15 protein-coding genes are annotated in these 21,995 nt (G+C 38.1%); 7 read left to right on the forward strand and 8 right to left on the reverse strand.

The window, feature by feature from the left end; translation table 11 throughout:
* Positions 1-381: 381 nt before the first annotated feature.
* The 4 genes from N4T20_RS14485 to N4T20_RS14500 are packed head-to-tail and all read left to right on the forward strand — an operon-like array spanning position 382 to position 5,073.
* Positions 382-1,770: a TolC family protein gene (locus tag N4T20_RS14485; protein WP_260669845.1), complete on the forward strand. Its 1,389-nt coding sequence runs from the start codon at positions 382-384 to the stop codon at positions 1,768-1,770.
* Entirely contained in the window at positions 1,771-2,760 is a 990-nt protein-coding gene (locus N4T20_RS14490; RefSeq protein WP_260669846.1) for an HlyD family secretion protein, read from the forward strand. It begins immediately after the preceding gene.
* Positions 2,760-3,944, forward strand: a complete 1,185-nt coding sequence (locus N4T20_RS14495) for an ABC transporter permease (protein WP_260669847.1) — start codon at positions 2,760-2,762, stop codon at positions 3,942-3,944. The genes N4T20_RS14490 and N4T20_RS14495 overlap by 1 nt, the downstream gene beginning before the upstream one ends.
* Entirely contained in the window at positions 3,913-5,073 is a 1,161-nt protein-coding gene (locus N4T20_RS14500; RefSeq protein WP_260669848.1) for an ABC transporter permease, read from the forward strand. Before N4T20_RS14495 ends, N4T20_RS14500 begins: the two co-directional genes overlap by 32 nt.
* A 515-nt stretch (positions 5,074-5,588) precedes the next feature.
* Here N4T20_RS14500 and N4T20_RS14505 read toward each other — a convergent pair.
* The 5 genes from N4T20_RS14505 to N4T20_RS14525 form a co-directional block, all read right to left on the reverse strand.
* On the reverse strand, positions 5,589-6,782 hold the full coding sequence (locus N4T20_RS14505) for an OprO/OprP family phosphate-selective porin (RefSeq protein WP_260669849.1): 1,194 nt from the start codon (positions 6,780-6,782) through the stop codon (positions 5,589-5,591).
* A gap of 20 nt (positions 6,783-6,802) precedes the next feature.
* A complete protein-coding gene (locus N4T20_RS14510; RefSeq protein WP_260669850.1) occupies positions 6,803-7,852 on the reverse strand; it encodes a type II asparaginase in 1,050 nt (349 codons plus the stop codon).
* A gap of 29 nt (positions 7,853-7,881) precedes the next feature.
* The gene (gene aspD / locus N4T20_RS14515; RefSeq protein WP_260669851.1) at positions 7,882-9,528 is read right to left on the reverse strand and encodes an aspartate 4-decarboxylase; all 1,647 of its coding nucleotides are present in this window, start codon (positions 9,526-9,528) and stop codon (positions 7,882-7,884) included.
* A 34-nt stretch (positions 9,529-9,562) separates the two neighbouring features.
* Positions 9,563-11,257, reverse strand: a complete 1,695-nt coding sequence (gene aspT, locus N4T20_RS14520) for an aspartate-alanine antiporter (protein WP_260669852.1) — start codon at positions 11,255-11,257, stop codon at positions 9,563-9,565.
* A gap of 358 nt (positions 11,258-11,615) precedes the next feature.
* Positions 11,616-13,091 carry a DUF1254 domain-containing protein gene (locus N4T20_RS14525; protein ID WP_260669853.1) on the reverse strand — a complete coding sequence of 492 codons (1,476 nt, stop codon included), beginning with the start codon at positions 13,089-13,091 and terminating at the stop codon, positions 11,616-11,618.
* Between the two features lie 380 nt (positions 13,092-13,471).
* Between N4T20_RS14525 and N4T20_RS14530 the strand changes: the two genes are divergently transcribed.
* Entirely contained in the window at positions 13,472-14,992 is a 1,521-nt protein-coding gene (locus N4T20_RS14530; protein ID WP_260669854.1) for an arylsulfatase, read from the forward strand.
* A gap of 151 nt (positions 14,993-15,143) precedes the next feature.
* A complete protein-coding gene (locus N4T20_RS14535) occupies positions 15,144-16,166 on the forward strand; it encodes an LLM class flavin-dependent oxidoreductase (RefSeq protein ID WP_260669855.1) in 1,023 nt (340 codons plus the stop codon).
* Between the two features lie 69 nt (positions 16,167-16,235).
* Here N4T20_RS14535 and N4T20_RS14540 read toward each other — a convergent pair whose 3' ends face one another.
* Both N4T20_RS14540 and N4T20_RS14545 read right to left on the reverse strand, forming a co-directional pair.
* Positions 16,236-17,402 carry a chromate transporter gene (locus tag N4T20_RS14540; protein WP_260669856.1) on the reverse strand — a complete coding sequence of 389 codons (1,167 nt, stop codon included), beginning with the start codon at positions 17,400-17,402 and terminating at the stop codon, positions 16,236-16,238.
* A 279-nt stretch (positions 17,403-17,681) separates the two neighbouring features.
* Positions 17,682-18,473, reverse strand: a complete 792-nt coding sequence (locus N4T20_RS14545) for a polysaccharide lyase (protein WP_260669857.1) — start codon at positions 18,471-18,473, stop codon at positions 17,682-17,684.
* Positions 18,474-18,969: 496 nt separating this feature from the next.
* On the opposite strand from N4T20_RS14545, the gene katG reads away from it, so the two are divergent.
* Complete coding sequence (katG, locus tag N4T20_RS14550) at positions 18,970-21,246, forward strand: catalase/peroxidase HPI (protein WP_260669858.1); 2,277 nt, start codon at positions 18,970-18,972, stop codon at positions 21,244-21,246.
* A 250-nt stretch (positions 21,247-21,496) separates the two neighbouring features.
* Here the strand turns inward: katG and N4T20_RS14555 are convergent, their stop codons facing one another.
* A complete protein-coding gene (locus tag N4T20_RS14555) occupies positions 21,497-21,967 on the reverse strand; it encodes an Lrp/AsnC family transcriptional regulator (RefSeq protein WP_260669859.1) in 471 nt (156 codons plus the stop codon).
* Positions 21,968-21,995: the final 28 nt, after the last annotated feature.

Here is a 21,995-nt window from a genome sequence, read left to right on the forward strand (position 1 = left end):
ATTAAAAAATCTTGTGGTATTAAAGATTTATATTTGGTACACAGGATATATTATTATCAAAAATCTTATCTTTAACTAGTTGGTATGTCAGTAAATAGATGTATTCTGCTGCTATATTTTTAACGGCTGTTTAGGTTAAGAACCCCATATTTTCATAAACAGTGTATTTTTTAAATCTAATTCGGTTGTTCTGGTAATTCCGAATTTATTTGAAACAATAAGTTTTTATCACATTTCTATTTTATCCTGCTGTTTAAGTTAAACGGCAGAAGAAGTCGCTGGTTAAGTTATTTCAATTTTAAGAATATTATATAGATGCACATAAAACTAAATTTTCTAAAGCTTTTTATTCTGTTTTGTTTTCTGTTTTCCTGTTCGAAAATGAAAGCACAAACGACTTCTCTTGAAGAATGTTTTTCTATAGCTAAGCAAAACAACCTCACTATAAAGCAGGCTCAGTCTGCATTGCTAACGGGCGAATACAATCTGCAAGCCGAGAAGAAAGGCTATCTTCCTAAGGTTGATCTTTTGTCGAGTTATTCTTATTTAGGGAATCCGCTGACGATAAATTTACAGACCGTTAAGGATGGTATTGTAGAAGGTTCGTCACAGCAGAGCGTAAATACGGCCAACGAAATTTATCATGAAATTACAGGAGGAAATTTACCGCAAGCAGCGCAGGACCGCATTTACGATGCTTCAAAAAAAGTGATTAGCGGCATTTATCCAGATTATAATCCTAGTTTAAGCAAACAGTCTTATTTTATTGCTGGAGTGGGAGTTCGCCAGCCTATTTTTCTTGGAAACAAAATAAATTCAAGCATCGATTTGGCTCAATCGGTTGCCAACTCGGCAGGAATCGGTGTGGAGCTTGCGGGTAAAGAAGTTGATTTTTTAATTGCAGTGCAATACCTCAGAATATTGTATCTCAATTCTTTAATTAAAAAACAAGAACAGATTGTAAATGCTTTAGACAAAAATAAAAATTACGCAGAAGAATTAGTTAAAAATAAAATACTGCCTCCGTACCAAAAAAATTGGACAAATGTTGTTTTAATTCAGGCGCAAAGCCAGTATAATAACATTAAACTGGAAAAACAAAATGCCCATCTTGAATTGAATAAACTGATGGGAGTTGATCTTGATACCCAAATAGTGATTTCGGATACTTTGCGATATGCCGAAATCAATCTAGAGAAACCTATGAAAGAGTATTGGCTTACAAATCCGGTTTACAGAATTGCAAACAACAAAATTACGTATGCCGAGACCGCAGAAAGAATCAGTAAATCAATGGCTTTGCCTAATATTTTTGCGATAGGAAATTACAATCTGTATCAGAAAGATTTGCCGGTCTCTATTCCAGACTGGTTTGTAGGTCTAGAATTGCAATGGACTTTATACAATGGACAGACGAGCAAAAAGACTTTGGCTGCAAAACAGCTGATAGAAGAAGCCAAGTTAGGAGAGGAGAATTCCAGTTTAATGCTTCAGGTGCAATCCAGAGTTGCAAAAAACAAAATGAGTTCACTGCAAAATGATGTTGATGCTATGGATGCAGCCAGAAAAGAAGCCACAACGACAAGCAGTTTAATTACCAAAAGAATGAACAATCAGCTGTCATCACCAAAAGATGTGAATGATGCTTTATTGATAGAAACAGAAATAGAGAAAGGATATTATACGGCAGTTTTAGGATATTATCTGGCATTAGCCGAATATTTCAATAGTTTAGGAAATCCAAGTCAAATAACGCAATTTATTAAATAGATGAAAGAAATATTTAAAAACTACTGGGCGCTGATCATTCCGATTTTTGTAGTACTGGCGGGATTGATTTTTTTCTTAAAAAATAATAATGATACCGATGACAATTTTATTGGAATGGTAGATGCATCTAGTGTTGATGTTGCCGCAGAATTTCCAGGCAGATTAGATTCATTACTGGTTAAGCAGGGCGATACGGTAAAAACAGGGCAGTTATTGGCAGTGCTTCGATCTAATGAAATAAATGCTATCAAAGCACAGGCGTTATCGGCTATAGATGCGGCAAAAGGACAGCAGGAACTCCTTACGCAAGGCGCAAGACCAGAACTTATTGAAGCCACTTCTAAGCTCTATCAAATCAGTCAGGAACAGTATAAGCTGTTCAGTACAACTTATGACCGCATGGAACGGCTGTATAATGAAGACGTAATATCGGGACAGGAAAAGGATGTTTCCTATTTTAAGTTTCAAGCGGCAAAAAAGGAAATGGAAACCGCTCAGTTAAACCTGCAGATGCTAAAAAATGGCACTCGACCAGAATTATTAAAAACGGCCAATGCGATTGTAAAACAAGCCGAACAGGCTTACGAACTCACCAAGGCGCTTGGAGATAATACAAGAGTGTATGCTCCAGCAGATGGAGTGATTTCTAGCTTGGTGACGCATCAGGGCGAAATTATCTCAATAGGTTATCCGATTATGACTATTGAGAAGAAAAATTCGACCATCATTAAATTTAATATCAGACAAGACAAATCAAATCTGCTTAAAGTAGGAAGTAAGGTATCGGTTAAGGTTCCAGGCTGCGAACCAGAGACTTTTGATGCCGTTGTGCACACTATTGCGCCTACATTGGAGTTTGCAAATTGGGTGCCTTCCAAAGATAAAGGAGAGTTTGAATTGAGAACTTTTACCATAGAGGTAAAACCTGAAAACCTTGCACAAATTAAAGGGCTTCGCTCTGGCATGACTGCTTCTCTAATTCTTCGTTAATGAATTTTCTTGCCAGCATAATCATTAGGGAATGGAAGCGGATTCTGAGCTTGAAAGTTTTTTACTTAGTCATGCTTGTCGTTCCTATAGTATTGTTTTCGTTTTACGCTTTCATTTATCAGAAACAAGAAGCCAAACATCTTGCATTTGCTGTTTGGGATGAAGATCAAAGCGCTGTCAGCAGAGAATTGATTTTTCTATTGGAACAAAAAGAAGCCTTACAGATTACCAGAAGGGTAGGAAGTGAAGCAGAAGTAAAAAAACTGATACAGGAAGGCAAAATATTGGGAGCCGTGCATTTTCCTGCAAATCTCCAAACGAATATCTACAGCCGACATCCAAGCACCGTGACTTTGTACACCAATGCGGCCGCGCTTGTTCCTGCCAAATTGGTTTATAAGGCTGTCGCCGAAGTGATCATTACGGGCAGTACAGGCATAACTTTGCAGAAGCTTGTAAAAACAGGAATGAAATCTGATCAGGCAATGGCTATTGCAAATCCGATAAGCCTAAATACCTATCAGCTTTACAATCCGACTTACAATTATCAGGAATACTTAGTTCCTGGATTAATAACGGTCGGAATGCAGATGATTCTCATTATAAGCTGTATGCTGGCTTTAAATTATGAATGGATTACAGGAACGATGCACGATTTGTATGACGCCTCAAGAGGTTCTGCAGTTATAGCGATTGTAGGAAAAACTATAGCGCATCTTGTCATCAGCTGGATTAATTTTATCATAATTGTTGGCATTATTTTTCCTTTTTTTGATATTGGTATTCCTGCGGCAACAGGCAATTTTTTTGTAATGTATACAATGCTTTCTCTAGCTTGCATTGGCATTGGTATGTTTATATCGGCTTTGTTCAAAGATGTAATGCTTTCAGGAGATGTCGCCCTATTTTATACTTCTCCAGCTTTTGTCTTCAGCGGATTTACTTTCCCCAGATGGGCAATGCCTTGGTACGATCAGTATTATGCGCTTATTATGCCTTACACCTCGTTTTTGGATGGATTTTTTAAGGTTTATTATATGAATCTGCCATTGAAATACGCTCTCGGAGATTTGTCCAAACTCTTGCTGTTTTGCGTCGTAATGTATCCGACTGCTATGTTGTTGTTTAAACGTCAATTTAATTCGATTAAAAATGAAAAAGAAACCGCAACAATCACTGATTAAGCTTTTTTTGAGAGAAGCTTCACAAGTGGTAAAAGATCATAGCTTGCTGCTGACGCTTCTGATTGCTCCGTTGCTTTATGCTTTTTTTTACGGGAGCATTTACATTAATAAAGAAGAATTTGACGTAAAACTGGCGGTTGTTGATGATGATAATTCCAGATTGTCCCGTTTGTTGCAGCAAAATATTGACGATTCTCCGATAGTAGAACTTATTCATTTTTCTAATCTTGAACAGGCCAAAGAACAGATGTATCAAGGCAATTGTCAGGGCTATTTTTATATTCCAGAAGGAACAGAAGCCAATTTGCTGAGCTTAAAGCAAAGCAATGTCGTATTGGCAATTAATGCCGCAAGATTTCTGCCTTCGAGCGATCTCTTATTGAATGTCCAACAAATATGTCTGACGATTGGAGCAGGAGTGAGGCTTCAGTATTACCAAAAGAAAGAAGGCATGAGCACGACTATTGCTATGGAAAATGTAATGCCTGTAAATTTAGATTATCGCCCATTATTTAATGAAAGATCGAGTTACGGTGCATTTTTGCTGCCAGGATTGCTTGCCCTTATTTTGCAGCAAACACTTTTGATTGGCTTATGCGAAAGCGTTGCAGGCGAGCGTCAGCGTTCGCGCATAGGCGAATGGTTGGGTTCAGGCATTTCAAATGGCATTTGGGGCAAAGGATTATTTTATCTGATTCTTTTTTCTTCGTACGGCTTTTTCTTTTTAAATGTAAATTACAAACTGCTTAATTTACCCATGAGAGGCAACGGATTCGAACTAAGTGTACTGCTGCTTTTGTTCATTCTTACCTTAATTCCGATGGCTCAGTTTATAGGTTCCTTGTTTAAATCTCAGCTGCTCTGTCTGCAGGTGATGGCTTTTTCAACCTATCCGATTTTCTTGATTACAGGGTACAGCTGGCCGTTTGAATCACTTCCGCTGGTATTGCAATGGTTATCCAACCTTTTGCCGACAACGCCCTTTATTGTGCTGTATACGTCTATCGTGCAATCGGGTGCGAGTTTATGGGATAACCCATCGGTTTTATTGCATCTTATACTGCTTTTTGCTTTTTATAGTACGATCTGTTTTGTTCGCTTAAGCCATTTGACACGTAAGGAGTTATGAATTATGAATTATGAATTGTGAATTGTGATGTTGCATTAATAGCTCATAATTTTTTTTTGCTCTATACGTATATAATCAAGCATAGCCCGTGGTTTCAACCACGGGAATACGGTTGATATGCGCATAAACGATTTTCGAAATATTCAAAACATAGCCCGTGGTTTCAACCACGGTTTTTTTTGAATAGGCTCCAGCTTTAGCTGGAGTTTATATAAAGCGAATCAAAAAGGCTTTAGCCAAAAATTGCGCGATTTGGCTAAAGCCTTTTAGGAGCCATCTTTAAATCCCTCTAGCTTTAGCTAGAGGCAATTCAATAAATTTTAATATTTAGAAAGGTTGCTTGCTTAATGGCATTTGCCTGATAGCTATCGAGAAAGAATCAAATAAAATAAAAACGATAATCTGCTCAATCTGCCAAATCTGCAAGAGAAAAATAAAATAAGCAAAATGCTGGAATAAACTGTGTTTTACGATTTTATCCCAGCATTTCTTATTGAGCTAGTTATTAAAATACGTTATAATACCACTAGAGGAGAAATCACACCAAGCATAATTCTTCCGCTTGTAGAATTAGATTGCCCTAAGTCAGTTTTGGCATAATCGCTGTAATTGTAGAATCGGGCTACATAAGTGGCAAAAAACTTTAAGTTGAAGTTTTTAATCGGATAAAATTCTACAGTAGGAATAACGCCCCATGCCGTGCGAATTCGGTTCGAACTCACATTAGGGTCTGGTATTTCTTTCCAAGAAGCTTTGCTTACCATTCCGATAGCCGAAATTTTCCATTGCTCATTCAGAGAATATACAGTTCTTAGCCAATGTTCTATGTAATATACATTTTCTGCAGCGTGATCTAATACAGTATCTGGAATAATATTGGTAACAACCCCCGTCCGGTCTAAATCTTCGCTGCTCCATTTGAAATCATACTGGAAAAGCCATTTTTTAGTTCTAAACTGATTACCTAATGCGGTATAATACATATTTACAGGCCTTCCATTTTTTGTAGCTTCCTGAAAAATACTGAAACTATAAATGGTTTTAAATTTTCCGTCCAAAAAACTTCCGTTCCAGTTTCCAACATAAGCCGCAGGAAATTTTGCTTCTTCAACATCTGGCACATTCTGATACAATTCAGAAAAAGTTTTGGTTCTGGAATTTAAAATCTGTCCCGAAAAGGTATGATTGGCATTTAGTTTCCAGTTTACTTGAACTCCGGTTAAAAAGTTATCCGAATTATCCACAATATCATTGTACTGATAAATGTCAATGGGATTCATATCAAACTCATAACCGCCCCAGTTTGCTGTCATTTTTCCAATTGCAATACTTGTTCTGTTGGATATATTGTACCCAATAAAAGCCAAGTCTGTAGAACTTGAAATGTTATCTGTAGACTGCGGTTCAGTTTCTTTAGTATATCGGTCTCTAAACCTAAAAAACACTTTGTCCTTATACACTTTCCCTTTTACTTCCAATCTAAACTGGTTTACTTCAAATTTACTGCCAGTATATTTTCCATCCTCTATATAAGTATTAAAGCCTAATTGAGTATTGAAAATTAAATCAACATTATTCAGCAAATCAACTTTGGTCGCTTTTATTAAGGGAGTTTTATGGTTAAGAACCGTATCAGCCTGTTTTTCCTGCTGTGCGTATGCACCCGCAGCCAGAAAAACGCTTAAAATTATTGAAGTTAAGATACGCATAATTTACAAGTTCAAGTTATTTAGTACTCAAAGAAATACTCTTGCAGTTTTTTACTGTCATTGGTTTGGGTAAGTCCCAGCATTAATAAGATTCTCGCTTTTTGCGGAATTAAATCATCTGCAACTATAGTCCCAAGTTTCTGATCGTCTGTTTCATCTAACAAAGTCACTCTTCCAGACGGAACTCTAGAAGCTCTTGCCACAACAACCCCTTTTTTAACAGCACTAGCCACAGCATCTGAGTTGGCTTTATTTAAATTTCCGTTGCCGAGCCCGCCTGTTATAATGCCTTTTGCACCGTTAGCCACATAAGCATTTATCGCCGTTGCTGGAGCATCTGCGTACAATTCGACTACATCTACTTCAGGCAAAGTGGTCAATCCTGTAATATCAAACGGTGTATTTTTGTTGGTTTTTCTTAACGGAGTTTCATACAGGCTGACTTTCCCGTCATAAACCTGCCCGATCGGACCGCTGTTTGGAGCTGTAAAGGCATTTAAATGTGTGGTGCTGGTTTTTACAGCATTTCTTCCCGTAAAAATATATTCATTAAACACTAGCAAAACACCACTGTGAGCCGCCTGTTTTGAGGCAGCAAGAGTGACTGCATCGTACAAATTTTTTGGACCGTCTGCGCTTATGGCTGTTGCAGGACGCATAGAACCAGTAATGATCACAGGTTTGTCATATCGTATGGTAAGCGATAAAAAATAAGCGGTTTCTTCCTGCGTGTCGGTTCCGTGCGTGATTACAATCCCGTCGGCTTCGTTGTTTTTATAAATTTCGTTGATTCTTTTATTCAGCTTAATCCAAATATCCACCGTCATATCCTGACTTCCTACATTCGAAATCTGTTCTCCCGAAATTTCTGCAACTTTCTCAATTCCTGGCACGGCTGCTATTAAGTCTTTTATGGGCAATTGTCCAGAAGTATAAGCCGAACGGTCTGCTGAAGCACCTTGTCCTGCAATTGTTCCTCCAGTTGCAAGTATTTTGATTCTAGGCAATTTCTGAGCGCAAATGCCCGTTACTAATAAAACGGATAATAATAAAGTAAATAGATTTTTCATAGATTAAATGTTTATAATTGAAGATTCTATTATTTTTTTGAGTTTTCCCAACTGGTAACATATTCCATTAAAATTTTACGGATATTTTTTCCTAATATCAGATAACTTTCAGTTGGAAGATTGGCAAGAGAAACCCTGATGCTCCATTCCGGGCCTGCAAAACCGCCTCCATTTAAAAGTACGATTGCTGTTTTTTCTGCTAAACGGAATAAGACATCAACAGGTTCGAAATTCGTTTTCAGCCAATTGGCAAAATCATCACCATAAAAGTGTTTTGCAGCTACCATAACATCAATTTCAGAGTAATATCCCGCTCGCATCGGATCTTCAAGAATTGGAACTTCTAATCCTTCCCATAACAAATTAAGACGTTTGCGGATAATAGATTGCGTAAGAGTTTTGTAAACATCCTGCGTATCTAAGAGACAAAATGCAGAAAAAAGCATCATTTGAAATTGCTGAGGTAAAGATAATCCAGCAGTATGATTTAAAGCCACTTGTCGGCTGTCGGCAACAAGTCTGTCAATAAATTTGATTTTTTCTGGCTCTAGTGTCAAAGTCGAATAACGCTCGTGCAGTTCTTTTTTAAGAGCAGGACTTAAATGGGCTATTTTTTTATCAAAAATATTGTCCTGATGAATCGCTATAGTGCCCAATCTCCAGCCAGTGCAGCCAAAATATTTGGAGAATGAATATACTGTAATCGTATTATGCGGAATAACAGCCATTAAGGATCTAAAATTATTAATGAATGTTCCATAAACATCATCAGTAATAATCATCAGTTCCGGATTATGATTTTTTACAATATCTGCTATGTAATTTAATGTTTCGCTGCTCATGGCAGATGATGGCGGATTGCTTGGATTTACCACAAAAGCCACTTTTACTGCTGGATCTTTCAGTTTGTCCAATTCAGAATTTGGATATTGCCAAGTATGAAAACCATTTTCACCAGTTCCGCTTGCTTCGACATATACAACATCAAATTTGTATCGCTCTAATTGCGGAATTTCGATATATGGCGTAAACGTAGGAGTAAGGAGTGCTATTTTATCACCGCGTTCGGTAAGGTGATTTTGCATAAACGAATCAAAAATATAGCACATTGCAGCTGTTCCCCCTTCAACAGCAAAAATATCATATTTGCCTTTGTCGTTTCCAACGCCGCACATTTCCTGCACCAAATAATCATGAACTACGATTTCTATCTGGCTTAACATACGATCAGGGACAGGATAGTTAAACCCGATTACGGCTTCTATCCATTCGCGAATCCATGCATCGCCATCAAAATCATGTTTATCGACACCGTAATGGTATGTTTTTTCTAAAAGCGAAGCTCCTGGTGCATCTTTATGTTTGGCTAAAAATGCTTCAAAACGAGAAGCTACTCCAGTTTTGTTCTGCACAATTCCTGCCAGTATGCCTTGCTCTTCCATAACATTGCGGCATTCTTCTAATGCGAATTGACCAAAAAGGAAAAAAGCTTCTCTAGGAACGGTAGCAATCCAGTTTGGGTTTCCTCTACCGGCATTAAGTGTTATTGCTGTCGATTTCAGCGCGCTTTCTTCTGCCAAATGAATTAATTCATTTTTAATTTCAAATGGGCTGAGAGTCTGAAGTGTTTTTTCTACCTCTCGTGATGTCTTTATTTTAGAAATATCAATTGCCATATCCAAAATGTTTAGAGATTATATAAAAATTCGATTAACTCATGATTAAAATGATGACGACGCCCCATATAATGAGCAGCGTATTGCCCACCGCATAGGTTACGGTATACCCCAGAGCAGGTGTTTTGCTTTTTACAGCATCTTGCAAAGCTCCTAAGGCGGCAGTGGTAGTTCTTGCACCAGCAGCGCATCCTAAGGTTATAATAGGGTGGAATTTGAAAATATATCTTCCGATGAGAAGTCCAAGAATTAACGGTATCGCAGTTGCCGCCGCACCCGCAATGAAAAGTCCCCAACCGGCCTCTTGAAATCCTACAATAAAACTTGGGCCAGCAGTAATACCTACTACGGCTATAAAAATGTTCAATCCAACATTATTCATAATCCACAAAGCAGGTTCTGGAATGCGTCCAAAAGTAGGGTGCTGGCCTCTTAACCATCCGAAGAAAAGTCCCGAGATTAAGGCGCCTCCGCTGGTACTAAGGCTAATAGGCACTCCGCCAATTTTTATCGTCAATGCGCCAAGCAATCCTCCTAGCACTATTCCTAAACCAACAAAAGCCATATCTGTAGAATTTGTGGGACGGTCAGGATAGCCAATATGCGTTGCAACTTGATCAACATCGCGTTTAATGCCAATAAGTTCGATCATGTCTCCTTTTTGCATAACCGTATTAGGTAAAATCGGCATCTGAATTCCTGATCGTTTTAATGATCTGACTACAACGCCATGCATATATTTTAAATGACGCAAATCGGCAAGCGTTTTGTCTACCACTTCTTTATTTACAATCAAAACGCTTAAAACTTCGACAGGAAAATTAAGCAGTTCAATGTCTAGAACTTCCTTTTCATTAACCGCAACATAATTCATCATGAATTCTCTTCTGCCACCCAAAGCGATAACATCATTTTCGTGAATGACGATTTCTGGAGAAGCGTCTATAATTTCTTTACCTTTTCTAATGCGCTGTATAAATAAGCGTCTGCCTTTACTTTCGAGTTCATTTTCGATTTCCAAGACTGTTTTGTTGCAGGCGTAAGATTGCGCAGAAATCACATAGGCATTGTATATCACGCGATCGTAAGCAGAGGCAATGCTCGGATCATCGCCAATAGCGTCTCCTCCAAGCTGGATTTCAAGTTCTTTTGCTTTTTCTACCAGATTGCCTCCTAATAATTTTGGGCCAATAGAAGCCAATAGCCAAGCAGATCCCGCTGTTCCGAAAATATAGGTTACAGCATATGCAACTGGAATTTTGTTTATTAAAGCCGTTTTTTGATCGGCAGGAATCCCTAGCTGATTGATGGTGTCTGATGCAACGCCAATAACAGCCGAAATGGTTTGAGAACCGGCGAGCATACCAGCAGTCAGTCCCATATCATATCCCATGATTTTGCCTATAGCATACGGACATATCAGGCATAAGACGCAAACTACCGCAGCATAAAGCATTTGAGGCAATCCGTCTTTTTTTAGACCTCCAAAAAATTGAGGCCCCACGCTGTATCCAACAGCAAAAAGAAACATCAGGAAAAAAACCGATTTAACGTTAGGAGAAATCACAATGTCCAATTGCCCGACTAAAACACCGACAAGCAAAACACTGGTAACCGTTCCTAAAGAAAAGCTTCCGACTTTAAATTTTCCAATAAAGTAGCCTAGAGATAAGGTGAGAAAAATAGCCAATTCGGGATAATCTTTTAATGTAGTAATAATCCAATCCATAATTATTTGTTTTTAGTTTAGATATATCAATAATTGATTATGAAAATCGAAGGAGTAGGAAAAAGATTAATGGCTTGTAAGAACAGATTTTTTTAGGCACTTCAAAAATATGCCAGAAAGTGAGAATAATTGCATGAAATGATGAGTGGAGATGTTTCAAATTATAATTTGGAACAAGAAAAGTTGCAACGTAAAGTGGTTGTTTTTTGTACTGATAATGAGTTGTTTAAATGAAAAACCTCCGATTGGCCTGCACCCAAAAGTTTAGAGACAATTTGAGGGCAGTTCAATCGGAGGTTTTTTATTTCTAAAATATTTTAGACGCTAAATAAGTTCATTGGATATGATTTTCGGAATATCAATACTTTTCCACCACTGGAGGCGTCCAAGAGCCATCTATAATTGGGGTATCTCCCCAGTATGAACGAATGTATAATGAAAAATCATCTGTTGGAGAAGGAAGCCAGTTGCTTTCTTTGTCTGCTCCAGGATTTTTATTTCCGGCATAAAGCGTTAATGTGCCATCAGCGTTTTTCTTAAGGCTTTTATTTTTTGTTCCCAGTGAATAGCGTTTTAAAGCATTTGGATAAAAGAAATGTTCTTTATTGTACAATGTTAGCGACCAGAAACCTTTTACAGGCGGTAACACTTTAAAAGTGATTTTATAATTATTATTTCCGGTAAGTTTCTGTCCGTCTGTAGTATTGTCCGTATAGAAATATTGTGTTTCATTCGGACGATTATCAAACATATTCGACTTAGCGCTTCCAATACGATTATAATAATCAAGACCCCATTCGGCATTATTTTGCGAACGATTCCATCCGTTTCCTGCTGGTTTTCCGTTATATTCCCAACGGATATAATCTTTTATTAAAGTTTTATCCAAAGCAATTACTTCGTCTGTTATTAGTTTTTTAATAGCAGGATCATTTTTAGCGGCAGCAACAAGAGATTTAAACTGTCCGTATAATGCTTCTTCGCCTGCCAATGGAGGAACAGTTTCTAATACTGTTGGAAACTGGTCAAAGAAAACTTCTGGTTTTACCCATTTTGTTTCAGCTCCTCCAGTGCTCGGATTAGGATTTGGAATAATCGGAGCGTCTTTCCAAATCGTTGTTTTCATTTTGCCGTCAAATTCCGTAAGAGGATAAACATTTACCTGATTGATTAAGGGCTGTATCGCGGCTTTATCTTCAGGAGTGTCATCTTGAAAAATACGAGGAATGCAATTGGCCAAAGTAGTAGGGCTAGTTATCACTCCGGTAATGCCATCGGGAACTTTGCCGTTCCATTTAGGACCTTTTAGCAGATAAAAACCGGGTTTAGATCCATAAGGCTGACCCAATTGCCCAACTTGATCTGTGCGTGCGTCGTAAATTGCATATACCCAAAAACGTTTGCCAAAATCGGGAACCTGAATCACAACTGGCTGTTCATCAAGCGAAAAAAAGCCTAAACCATATACAACATCCTGATTAGGGCAGGCAATAAAAGTTTGTGCTGGATTAATATAATCATAAAGCATTCCTACGCGGCCTGTGGGAGCAACAGGAAGCACTCCGTCCATACGCCCAGGTTGTGGTGCTTTGGCCAGAGTATTTTTTCGATTTAACATATTAACCATAGGGTAGCCCCATATATACGCCATTCTAGCTAGAGTTTTGGCATATTCGGGATGCAGTTTTACATCAGTACTGGCAGTTGCTAACTTAAGGCTATCGCCTTTTTTGGCAGTTACAGAAGTAGAATCGGTATTCTCGATATTATTTTCATTTTTTTTGCACGAATTCAAGATCGAAAGCGCGAGTAAAATTAGAAAGACTTTTTTCATAAGCTTCAGATTTAGAGTTTATTTACTAGTTCAATAGTAAATGTACTTCATGCAATATAATCTGATGGGGTTTTTCTGTCTGATCATGTTTCAACTTATAATTTGCAACCATTTTTAAAAATTTAGCACATCTATAAATCGTAATTTTCAGCTTTAAAAGAAAGATTTTCTTATGAAAAAATAGAGAAAATGAAAGCTTCAAAAACATACTTGCCTTTATTAGCCACTACATTTTTTTATTAAGATTTCTACAGGCTATATTAATTTAAACCTTAAAAACCATGAAAAAAAATGCCTTGAAACTTATTTTTGCAGGTTTGCTGTGTTGCACTATTATAGGAAACGCAGACGGATAGACTAAAAAGAAACCTAATATTATTATGGTCATTTCTGATGATACTGGTTGGGGAGACTTAGGAGTGTATGGGGGAGGTGTCGGACGCGGAATGCCAACGCCAAATCTAGACAGAATGGCAAAAGAAGGAATGCAGTTTTGGTCTTTTTACGGACAGCCAAGCTGTACGCCGGGTAGAGCCGCAATGCTTACAGGACGTATCCCAAATCGAAGCGGAATGACTACCGTTGCTTTTCAGGGACAAGTAGGTGGTCTGCCAAAAGAAGAATGGACTTTGGCTTCTGTGCTTAAAAAAGCCAATTACAAAACGTATTTTTCAGGAAAATGGCACCTTGGAGAAGCAGATTATTCTATGCCTATAGCTCATGGTTTTGACAAAATGCAGAATGTAGTGCTGTATCATTTGAATGCTTATACATATGCTTTTCAGTCCTGGAATCCAGAGATGTCTCCAGAGATGTTAGAACTTTTCAAAAAAGTGACTACTGGTGTGCTTGAAGGCGAAGCAGGCGGAAAAGCACGTGAGGAAAGTAAAGTTACTGAAGAGAATATTGCCGAACTGGACATGATGATGGTGGAGAATAATTTGAAACAGCTTGATGAATATGGAAAAAGTAAAGATCCTTTCTTTATGTGCATCAATTTTGCTAAAAATCACCAGCCGAATCTTCCTTCAAAACAGTTTGTAGGCAAATCGCCAGGTAAAAGCAAATATTCTGATGCAGTAGTAGAAATGGATTATAATGTAGGACGTATCATGGATAAGATTCGTTCTCTAGGCATTGCAGAAAATACGATTGTGATTTACACTGTAGATAATGGCGCTTGGCAAGATGTGCATCCAGATTCTGGATATACTCCTTTTAGAGGTACTAAAGGAACAGACAGAGAAGGCGGTAGCCGTGTACCGGCAATTGCTTGGTGGCCAGGGCAAATCGAGGCAGGAAGCCAAAGCCATGATATTGTGGGCGGACTTGATCTTATGGCAACATTTGCTAGTCTTGCAGGCGTAGAGCTTCCTAAAAAAGACAGAGCAGGTGCCGACATGGTTTTTGACAGCTATGATATGTCTAATGTATTGTTTAAAAAAGGAACACCGCTTCGTGACAGATGGTTTTATTTTACAGAAGCTGAATTATCTCCAGGAGCCGTTCGCATCGGAAAATTCAAAGCAGTATTTAATACCCGAGGAGATAATGGCGCTATCGCGGGCAGCGATGCGCCAGGACAGCAATTGGGCTGGAGAGGCGATGAAACTTATGTGGCAACAGTTCCAGCTATTTATAATTTATGGCAAGATCCGCAAGAGCGCTATGACTTGTTTATGAACAGCTGGACAGAGAAAACTTGGACTGCTATAATTTTTAATCAGGCAATTGCCGATTTGATGAAAACTTATGCGCAAATACCTCCGAGAGCGCCTCAGAGCGAAACTTTTACAGGCGAGATGCAGATTGAACGCTATAGAACAATCGAGCAAGTGAAAAAAATGATGAATGAAAAGAAAGTGAATCTTCCTCCTTTGAGTGTTGATTCTAAACAATAGAAAAAGAATGGCTGGGCAGTTGCCCGGCCTTTTTTTATCATTCAAAAAGCATTTAATAAATCAAATAATTTATGATTCAATTATGAAGTAAAATAAAGCATTACTCGGTTTTGATGCGTATATTTGAGAGAATAAAAAAATAAAAGCCACTATGAAGAAAATAGGATTTTTATCATTTGGGCATTGGGCAAATCATCCATCATACAAGACTCGTACAGCGGCAGATACCTTGTTGCAATCTATTGATTTGGCAGTTGCTGCAGAAGAAATAGGAATTGATGGCGCTTATTTTAGAGTACACCATTTTGCACAGCAGTTAGCATCTCCTTTTCCTTTGCTTTCGGCCGTAGGCGCTAAGACAAGCAAAATAGAGATTGGAACGGGTGTAATCGATATGCGGTACGAAAACCCGATGTATATGGTTGAAGACGCCGGAGCTGCCGATTTGATATCGGAAGGAAGGTTGCAATTGGGAATAAGCAGAGGATCACCAGAACAAGTCATTGACGGATGGCGCTACTTTGGCTACGAACCTGAAAAAGGAGAAACCGATGCCGATATGGGCCGTAAAAAAGCATTGGAGTTTTTGGAAAGGCTGAATGGAGAAGGATTTGCAGAACCAAATCCGTACCCGATGTTTCCAAATCCGCCTGGATTGCTGCGCATCGAGCCGCATTCGGAAGGATTAAGAGAACGAATCTGGTGGGGAGCAGCCTCGAATGCAACTGCTATTTGGGCAGCCGAAAACGGTATGCATCTTCAGAGTTCTACCCTTAAATATGACGAAAACGGAAAGCCATTCCATATTCAGCAGGCAGAACAAATTAGATTATACAAGGAGGCTTGGAAAAAAGCAGGGCATCAGCGTGAAGCAAGAGTTTCTGTGAGCCGCTCGATTTTTGCGCTAGTCAATGATCAGGATAAGTATTATTTTGGAGCACAGGCTAAAGGCAATGACAGTTTTGGGTATATCGAACAAGACAAAAGAGCAATCTTTGGCAAAAGCTATACCGCAGAACCCGATAAACTGATTGAAGAATTGGCTCAGGATGAAGCAATTCAAGAAGCAGATACATTGCTGCTAACTATTCCAAACACTTTAGGAGTCGATTATAATGTTCACATTTTATCGTCAATACTAGAACACGTTGCACCTGCATTGGGCTGGCGATGAGTTTTTATAAAGAGAGAAAAAGCCCTCTGTTGATGAAACGAGGGCTTTTTTAATTGAATTTCTTATTTATTAAAAAGATAATTTAATTAAGACACCTAAAACAGCAGCAATTAAAATAATATAAGGCTCTTGAATTTTCTTGATATAAATTAGAGAAAGAATGCTCGTAAAAGCTATCAGTATTGTCGAAACATCTACAATGCTTCTTTTCGCAATAATAATGACAGAACCAACCAGAGCTCCAACTACAGCTGCTGTTATTCCTTCGACAAATGCTTTGACAGGTTTGTTGTTTACAATTTTTTTAAAGAATGGTGCCAAAGCGATGGTAAAAAAATAGCAAGGCAAAAATGTGGCTAAAGCGGCAGTGATAGCGCCTAAAATGCCATTTACAAGATAACCTATAAAACCAACAGTTATTACCACAGGACCCGGCGTTATCATAGCGATAGCTACCGAATCTAGAAACTGCTGTTCTGTAAGCCATTTGTTTTCAACGACAACTCCTGAATGTAGAAAAGGAACAATTGCAAGGCCGCTTCCAAATACGAAAGCCCCTGCTTTAGTAAAGAAAATGGCAATTTTCATTAAAGTTGAACTTTCAAAATCCCAAAAACCAGATGAAACAACAATCAAGATATTGGTTGTTTTGGCAACTTTAAAATGAGAACCTGATTTTATTATCATATAAATAAGTCCCGCGGCTACAAATAGTAAAATATGCTCCTTTTCTGTAATGTATGTTATTATGATAGCTGAGGCAAAGAAGAACCATAAAATCCATTTTTCTTTAAAAGAGTCCAGATTAAATTTTCCAATTGATTTTATGGTAAGTTTATAAGAACTTAAAGTAATGATTCCGATAACAGCTGCACTCACCCCATAAAAAACAGCTTGGATCCATAACAATCCGCCGTAAGCTTGATAGATCATTCCAAGAATTAAAACCATAAAGAACGAAGGGGCAATAAAGGCAAAACCTGCTAAAGTAGCTCCAAGAATATTGTAGTGAACATAGCCTATATAAATGCCAAGTTGTGCGGCCAAAGGGCCTGGAGCCAATTGCGCTAACGCTAGACCTTCTTTGTATTCTTCATCAGAAATCCATTTTTTATTTTCTACCAAATCTTTGTACATATAGCCCACGAGCGCAACAGGGCCTCCAAAACCAATTGTGCCCAGTTTCAAAAAATATAGTATTAGTTCTCTCAGATTATATTTAGGTTTCTCGATCATATTCTGTCCGTTTAAAAATGATGGATTTAGTTTTAAACAAAACTAGAACGAAATAGAGGCTTTAAATAGAATCTTATTTACCTTTTGTATACAGATTACTTTTTGTACAAAAGAGCTCCAATACGGCTAGTTTATAATTCTAGTAAAAAGCCAAAAATGAAAACAAAAACTACCTAGAAAAATTTAAATAAAAAAACAGCTTCGATATTTTTATTATCAAACAATAAAAACATCGAAGCTGTATATTTTTTCGGTTCAAATGGGTTTAAGGTTTACAGCTTATAGAGCATCCCAAGAGGCGCTCGGATAGTAGATAGAGCTTGTTACAGGAGCCGTCCAGTAATCTTGGCTTCCGCCACGGAAAGTATGAAGACTTACAGCATTTACGTTTCGCTTAGAATCGTTCGTCACCCAGCGAATTTTTTCATTCAATATTTCCGTGCCATTTACATAATATTTCACATATCCATCCGTATTCGATCCGGTATTCAGTTTAACAGAGATCTGACAATTATACGTTACGCCCTCTTGTATGTAATATTTTTTTCCAAAATCATTACCATACTGTCCAGGCTGGTCTCTATAATAAACATAAGGCTGAAGATAAGCGCCGCTTCCTTTAGCAGTATTAGAGCCATTTGGGCAATACCACATAAATCTGGCACTTCCGCCATTTCCATCCCATGCCGCGTCACCGCCAGTATTTTGGTCTCCAATTAAGATTCCATAACCGCATTTTCCGCCTCGGCTCCAGTAAAATCCGTTATTAAATTTCATTTGGAACCAAACCGTATAAACTCCCGTAGACCAAACGCCATAAGATGTGCATAAACCGCCAGGACATGATAAAGTATTGGTCTGCAAAGTGATGGTTCTTGCTCCAGCTGTACCTTTTGCTGTTGCGCTGCCTTCAAATGCTGCGTTAGCCGAAAGAGTATCTTTGCTGGCAGCTTGCGGCAGTTCTTTTTTAGCAGTTTGGGACGCATTTAAATCTTCTTGCTCCTTTTCGCAGGAATTAAGTGCCAATGCTACGGTAAATAGCATACAAGTTAATTTTAAGATTTTCTTCATTTTTTAAATTTTAAGGTTAGTAAACTAATAGTTAGTAAATAGATAGTAGATAGCATTTGAACCGAAAGATGTAAAGGTGAAGATTATTAATGGGTATGAGGAGTAATAAAGTACGTTTTTACGTACACAAAAATACAAGCTATATTTTTTGTCTATTTTTCTGAAACTTTAAAAACAATAACATTTGTTTTTTGGGAAGAAGGAACCCAAAAATGCCTGGGTAAAGATGGAAAAACAGCAAATAGCTGAATTATAAATTTTTATAAAAACAAAAGATCTTTTTATTAAATTTATGTAATTATAATCTTATTTAAAAAAAGTTCTTTTTTTAAGAAAAACCTTTCTTTTTGGAACTATCTGATTTATAAGGATTTTAGATGCAAAAAATGCTCATGAATAGATTTTGTCTATTTCGGAAGTAGTATTAACGATGCACAGCCCTAATTATCTCTTTCATTAGTTTGTAATTTAGTCAAAAATAAAAAATACTTAAACTATGGACAATCAATCAAATGACATCAGCAAATGCCCTTTTCATAATGGGAGCATGGACAAGCAAGCCGCTACGGGTACGAAGAATCGTGACTGGTGGCCTAAACAATTAAAGGTAAATATCCTGAGACAAAACTCGGCATTGTCAAATCCGCTGAATAAGGATTTTAATTATGCAGAAGCTTTTAAAAGTTTGGATCTCGAAGCAGTAAAAAAAGATTTACACGCTCTTATGACTGATTCACAAGATTGGTGGCCTGCTGATTTTGGACATTATGGAGGACTTTTCATTAGAATGGCTTGGCATAGCGCTGGTACGTACAGAGTTCATGACGGACGCGGAGGAGCAGGAGCAGGGCAGCAGCGTTTTGCGCCTCTTAACAGCTGGCCTGACAATGTGAGCCTTGACAAAGCACGAAGACTGCTTTGGCCAATCAAACAAAAGTATGGACAAAAGATTTCGTGGGCCGATTTAATGATTTTGACAGGAAATGTAGCGCTAGAATCAATGGGCTTTAAAACATTTGGTTTTGCAGGCGGACGTGCAGATGTATGGGAAGCAGACGAGTCTGTATATTGGGGATCTGAAACTACATGGCTAGGTGGTGACGAACGTTATAAAGATGGTTCTGAAGGCGTTCCAAAAGACCATGGCGTGGTTTCATCAGATGATAATGCAGATGGTAATATTCATAGCAGAAATTTGGAAAAACCTCTTGCAGCCGTTCAAATGGGACTTATATATGTAAATCCAGAGGGGCCAGACGGAAATCCTGATCCTATTGCAGCAGCCAAAGATATCAGAGATACTTTTGGACGTATGGCAATGGATGACGAAGAAACCGTTGCATTGATAGCTGGCGGACACACTTTTGGTAAAACTCATGGAGCTGCTTCTTCAGATCATGTGGGGGCTGAGCCTGAAGCAGCTGGTTTAGAATTGCAGGGATTTGGATGGAAAAATAGCTACGGTTCTGGAAAAGGTCCAGATGCCATTACAAGCGGACTTGAAGTGACTTGGACTAAAACGCCAACACAGTGGAGCAATAACTTTTTTGAAAATCTATTTGGTTTTGAGTGGGAGCTTTCTAAAAGCCCTGCAGGAGCACACCAATGGGTGGCAAAAAATGCTGAAGCTATTATTCCAGATGCTTTTGATGCCAACAAAAAGCACTTGCCGACAATGCTTACAACCGATTTATCTTTAAGACTGGATCCAGCTTATGAGAAAATTTCTCGCAGATTTTTAGAAAATCCAGACCAGTTTGCAGATGCTTTTGCAAGAGCATGGTTTAAACTGACACACCGTGATATGGGACCTCGAGCTCTTTATTTGGGTTCTGAAGTGCCTGCTGAAGAATTATTGTGGCAAGATCCAATCCCAGAAGTGAATCATGCCTTAATAAATGATCAAGACACAGCACAGCTGAAAGAAAAAATAGTAAATTCGGGATTAAGCATTTCTCAGTTAGTTTCAACAGCATGGGCTTCAGCTTCTACTTTTAGAGGATCTGACAAACGAGGCGGTGCAAATGGCGGAAGAATAAGACTTGCTCCACAAAAAGATTGGGAAGTAAACAATCCTGCTGCGTTAAAAGTGGTTTTAGATAAATTGGAAGCTATTCAGAAAGAATTTAATGCTGCACAAGGCGACGGGAAAAAAGTTTCATTGGCCGATTTAATCGTTTTGGGAGGTTCAGCTGCCGTTGAGAAAGCGGCTAAAGATGCGGGAGCTTCAGTAACAGTTCCTTTTTCTCCAGGACGTATGGATGCATCTGCAGAACAGACAGATATTGAATCATTTGGTTATCTTGAACCTAAAGCAGATGGTTTTAGAAACTACAGAAAAACAAAATCATCTGTTTTAACAGAAGAACTTCTTATCGATAAAGCAAATTTATTGACGCTTACAGCACCAGAATTAACAGTGCTTTTAGGAGGGCTTCGCGTTTTGGATATTAACGCAGACGGCAGTAAAAATGGTGTTTTTACCAATAGGCCAGGCCGCTTGACAAATGACTTTTTCATAAACTTATTGGATATGAATACGCAATGGCAATCAGTTTCGAATGATCAAGAGCTTTATGCAGGAAACGACAGAAGCACTGGCCAACCTAAATGGATTGGAACACGTGCCGACCTTGTTTTCGGTTCAAATTCAGAATTGAGAGCGATAGCAGAAGTATATGCATCTGCTGATGCGCACGAAAAATTTGTACAAGATTTTATTGCAGTTTGGACTAAAGTGATGAATCTGGATAGATTTGACTTAAAAAAATAATTTTGCAAGAAAATAATAAACTTAAAAGAGGCTGTCAATAGCCTCTTTTTTTTTGCAGCCTCAATGTATGTCGTTTCTTTAGCTCCACATTCAATAATCCTCTGCTTTTTTTATGAGATATTTATAAATTGCTTCTTTTCTCTCTATCTTCCATTTACATCTTGCATCTTCCATCCTCCATCTTCCATCTTCCATCTTCCATCTTCCATCTCCCATTGTCTTGCCTCTCTCACCTTTCTTCTTTTGACTATTAAACAGGCAGATTTTTCTCAAACGCAGAGCCAAAGGAAAAGAAAGAATCGGTGCTTCCAACCCCTTCAATCTGATGAACTTGTTCGTAAAGAATTTTGCGAAGCTCTTCATTATTTGCCGCTACAATTTTTATGAATAAAGCATATTTTCCAGACACCCAATGGCACTCGATCACTTCAGGTATTTCCTTAAGTTTTTCGGCGATTGAATAGGAAAAATGAGCTTCTTTAGTAACGATTCCCGTGTAGGTAATAGTTTCAAAACCAAGTTCTTTTGGATTTAATTTTACCGAGAAACTATTAATCACTCCTGCATCTTGCAGTTTTTTAACCCTTAAATGGACCAGAGAATTTGAAATATTCAATTCTTTAGCCAAATCAGAAAATGGGATTCTTGCATTCTCACTGAGCTTTTGTATGATTTCTCGATCTAAATAGTCAGTATTTTCGTTCTTCTTAACTTTTGCCATGCGTGCTGTTTTATTGATGATTCTATTA

The sequence above is a fragment of the Flavobacterium sp. TR2 genome, assembly GCF_025252405.1.
Lineage (GTDB): Bacteria > Bacteroidota > Bacteroidia > Flavobacteriales > Flavobacteriaceae > Flavobacterium.

Excerpts from the sequence above, each read along its gene's own strand:
- N4T20_RS14555 (WP_260669859.1), bottom strand. The coding sequence starts at position 21,967 with ATGGCAAAAGTTAAGAAGAACGAAAATACTGACTATTTAGATCGAGAA.
- N4T20_RS14495 (WP_260669847.1), top strand. The coding sequence starts at position 2,760 with ATGAATTTTCTTGCCAGCATAATCATTAGGGAATGGAAGCGGATTCTG.
- N4T20_RS14505 (WP_260669849.1), bottom strand. The coding sequence starts at position 6,782 with ATGCGTATCTTAACTTCAATAATTTTAAGCGTTTTTCTGGCTGCGGGT.
- N4T20_RS14485 (WP_260669845.1), top strand. The coding sequence starts at position 382 with ATGAAAGCACAAACGACTTCTCTTGAAGAATGTTTTTCTATAGCTAAG.
- N4T20_RS14540 (WP_260669856.1), bottom strand. The coding sequence starts at position 17,402 with ATGATCGAGAAACCTAAATATAATCTGAGAGAACTAATACTATATTTT.
- katG (WP_260669858.1), top strand. The coding sequence starts at position 18,970 with ATGGACAATCAATCAAATGACATCAGCAAATGCCCTTTTCATAATGGG.
- aspT (WP_260669852.1), bottom strand. The coding sequence starts at position 11,257 with ATGGATTGGATTATTACTACATTAAAAGATTATCCCGAATTGGCTATT.
- aspD (WP_260669851.1), bottom strand. The coding sequence starts at position 9,528 with ATGGCAATTGATATTTCTAAAATAAAGACATCACGAGAGGTAGAAAAA.
- N4T20_RS14510 (WP_260669850.1), bottom strand. The coding sequence starts at position 7,852 with ATGAAAAATCTATTTACTTTATTATTATCCGTTTTATTAGTAACGGGC.
- N4T20_RS14530 (WP_260669854.1), top strand. The coding sequence starts at position 13,472 with ATGGTCATTTCTGATGATACTGGTTGGGGAGACTTAGGAGTGTATGGG.
- N4T20_RS14490 (WP_260669846.1), top strand. The coding sequence starts at position 1,771 with ATGAAAGAAATATTTAAAAACTACTGGGCGCTGATCATTCCGATTTTT.
- N4T20_RS14525 (WP_260669853.1), bottom strand. The coding sequence starts at position 13,091 with ATGAAAAAAGTCTTTCTAATTTTACTCGCGCTTTCGATCTTGAATTCG.
- N4T20_RS14545 (WP_260669857.1), bottom strand. The coding sequence starts at position 18,473 with ATGAAGAAAATCTTAAAATTAACTTGTATGCTATTTACCGTAGCATTG.
- N4T20_RS14535 (WP_260669855.1), top strand. The coding sequence starts at position 15,144 with ATGAAGAAAATAGGATTTTTATCATTTGGGCATTGGGCAAATCATCCA.
- N4T20_RS14500 (WP_260669848.1), top strand. The coding sequence starts at position 3,913 with ATGAAAAAGAAACCGCAACAATCACTGATTAAGCTTTTTTTGAGAGAA.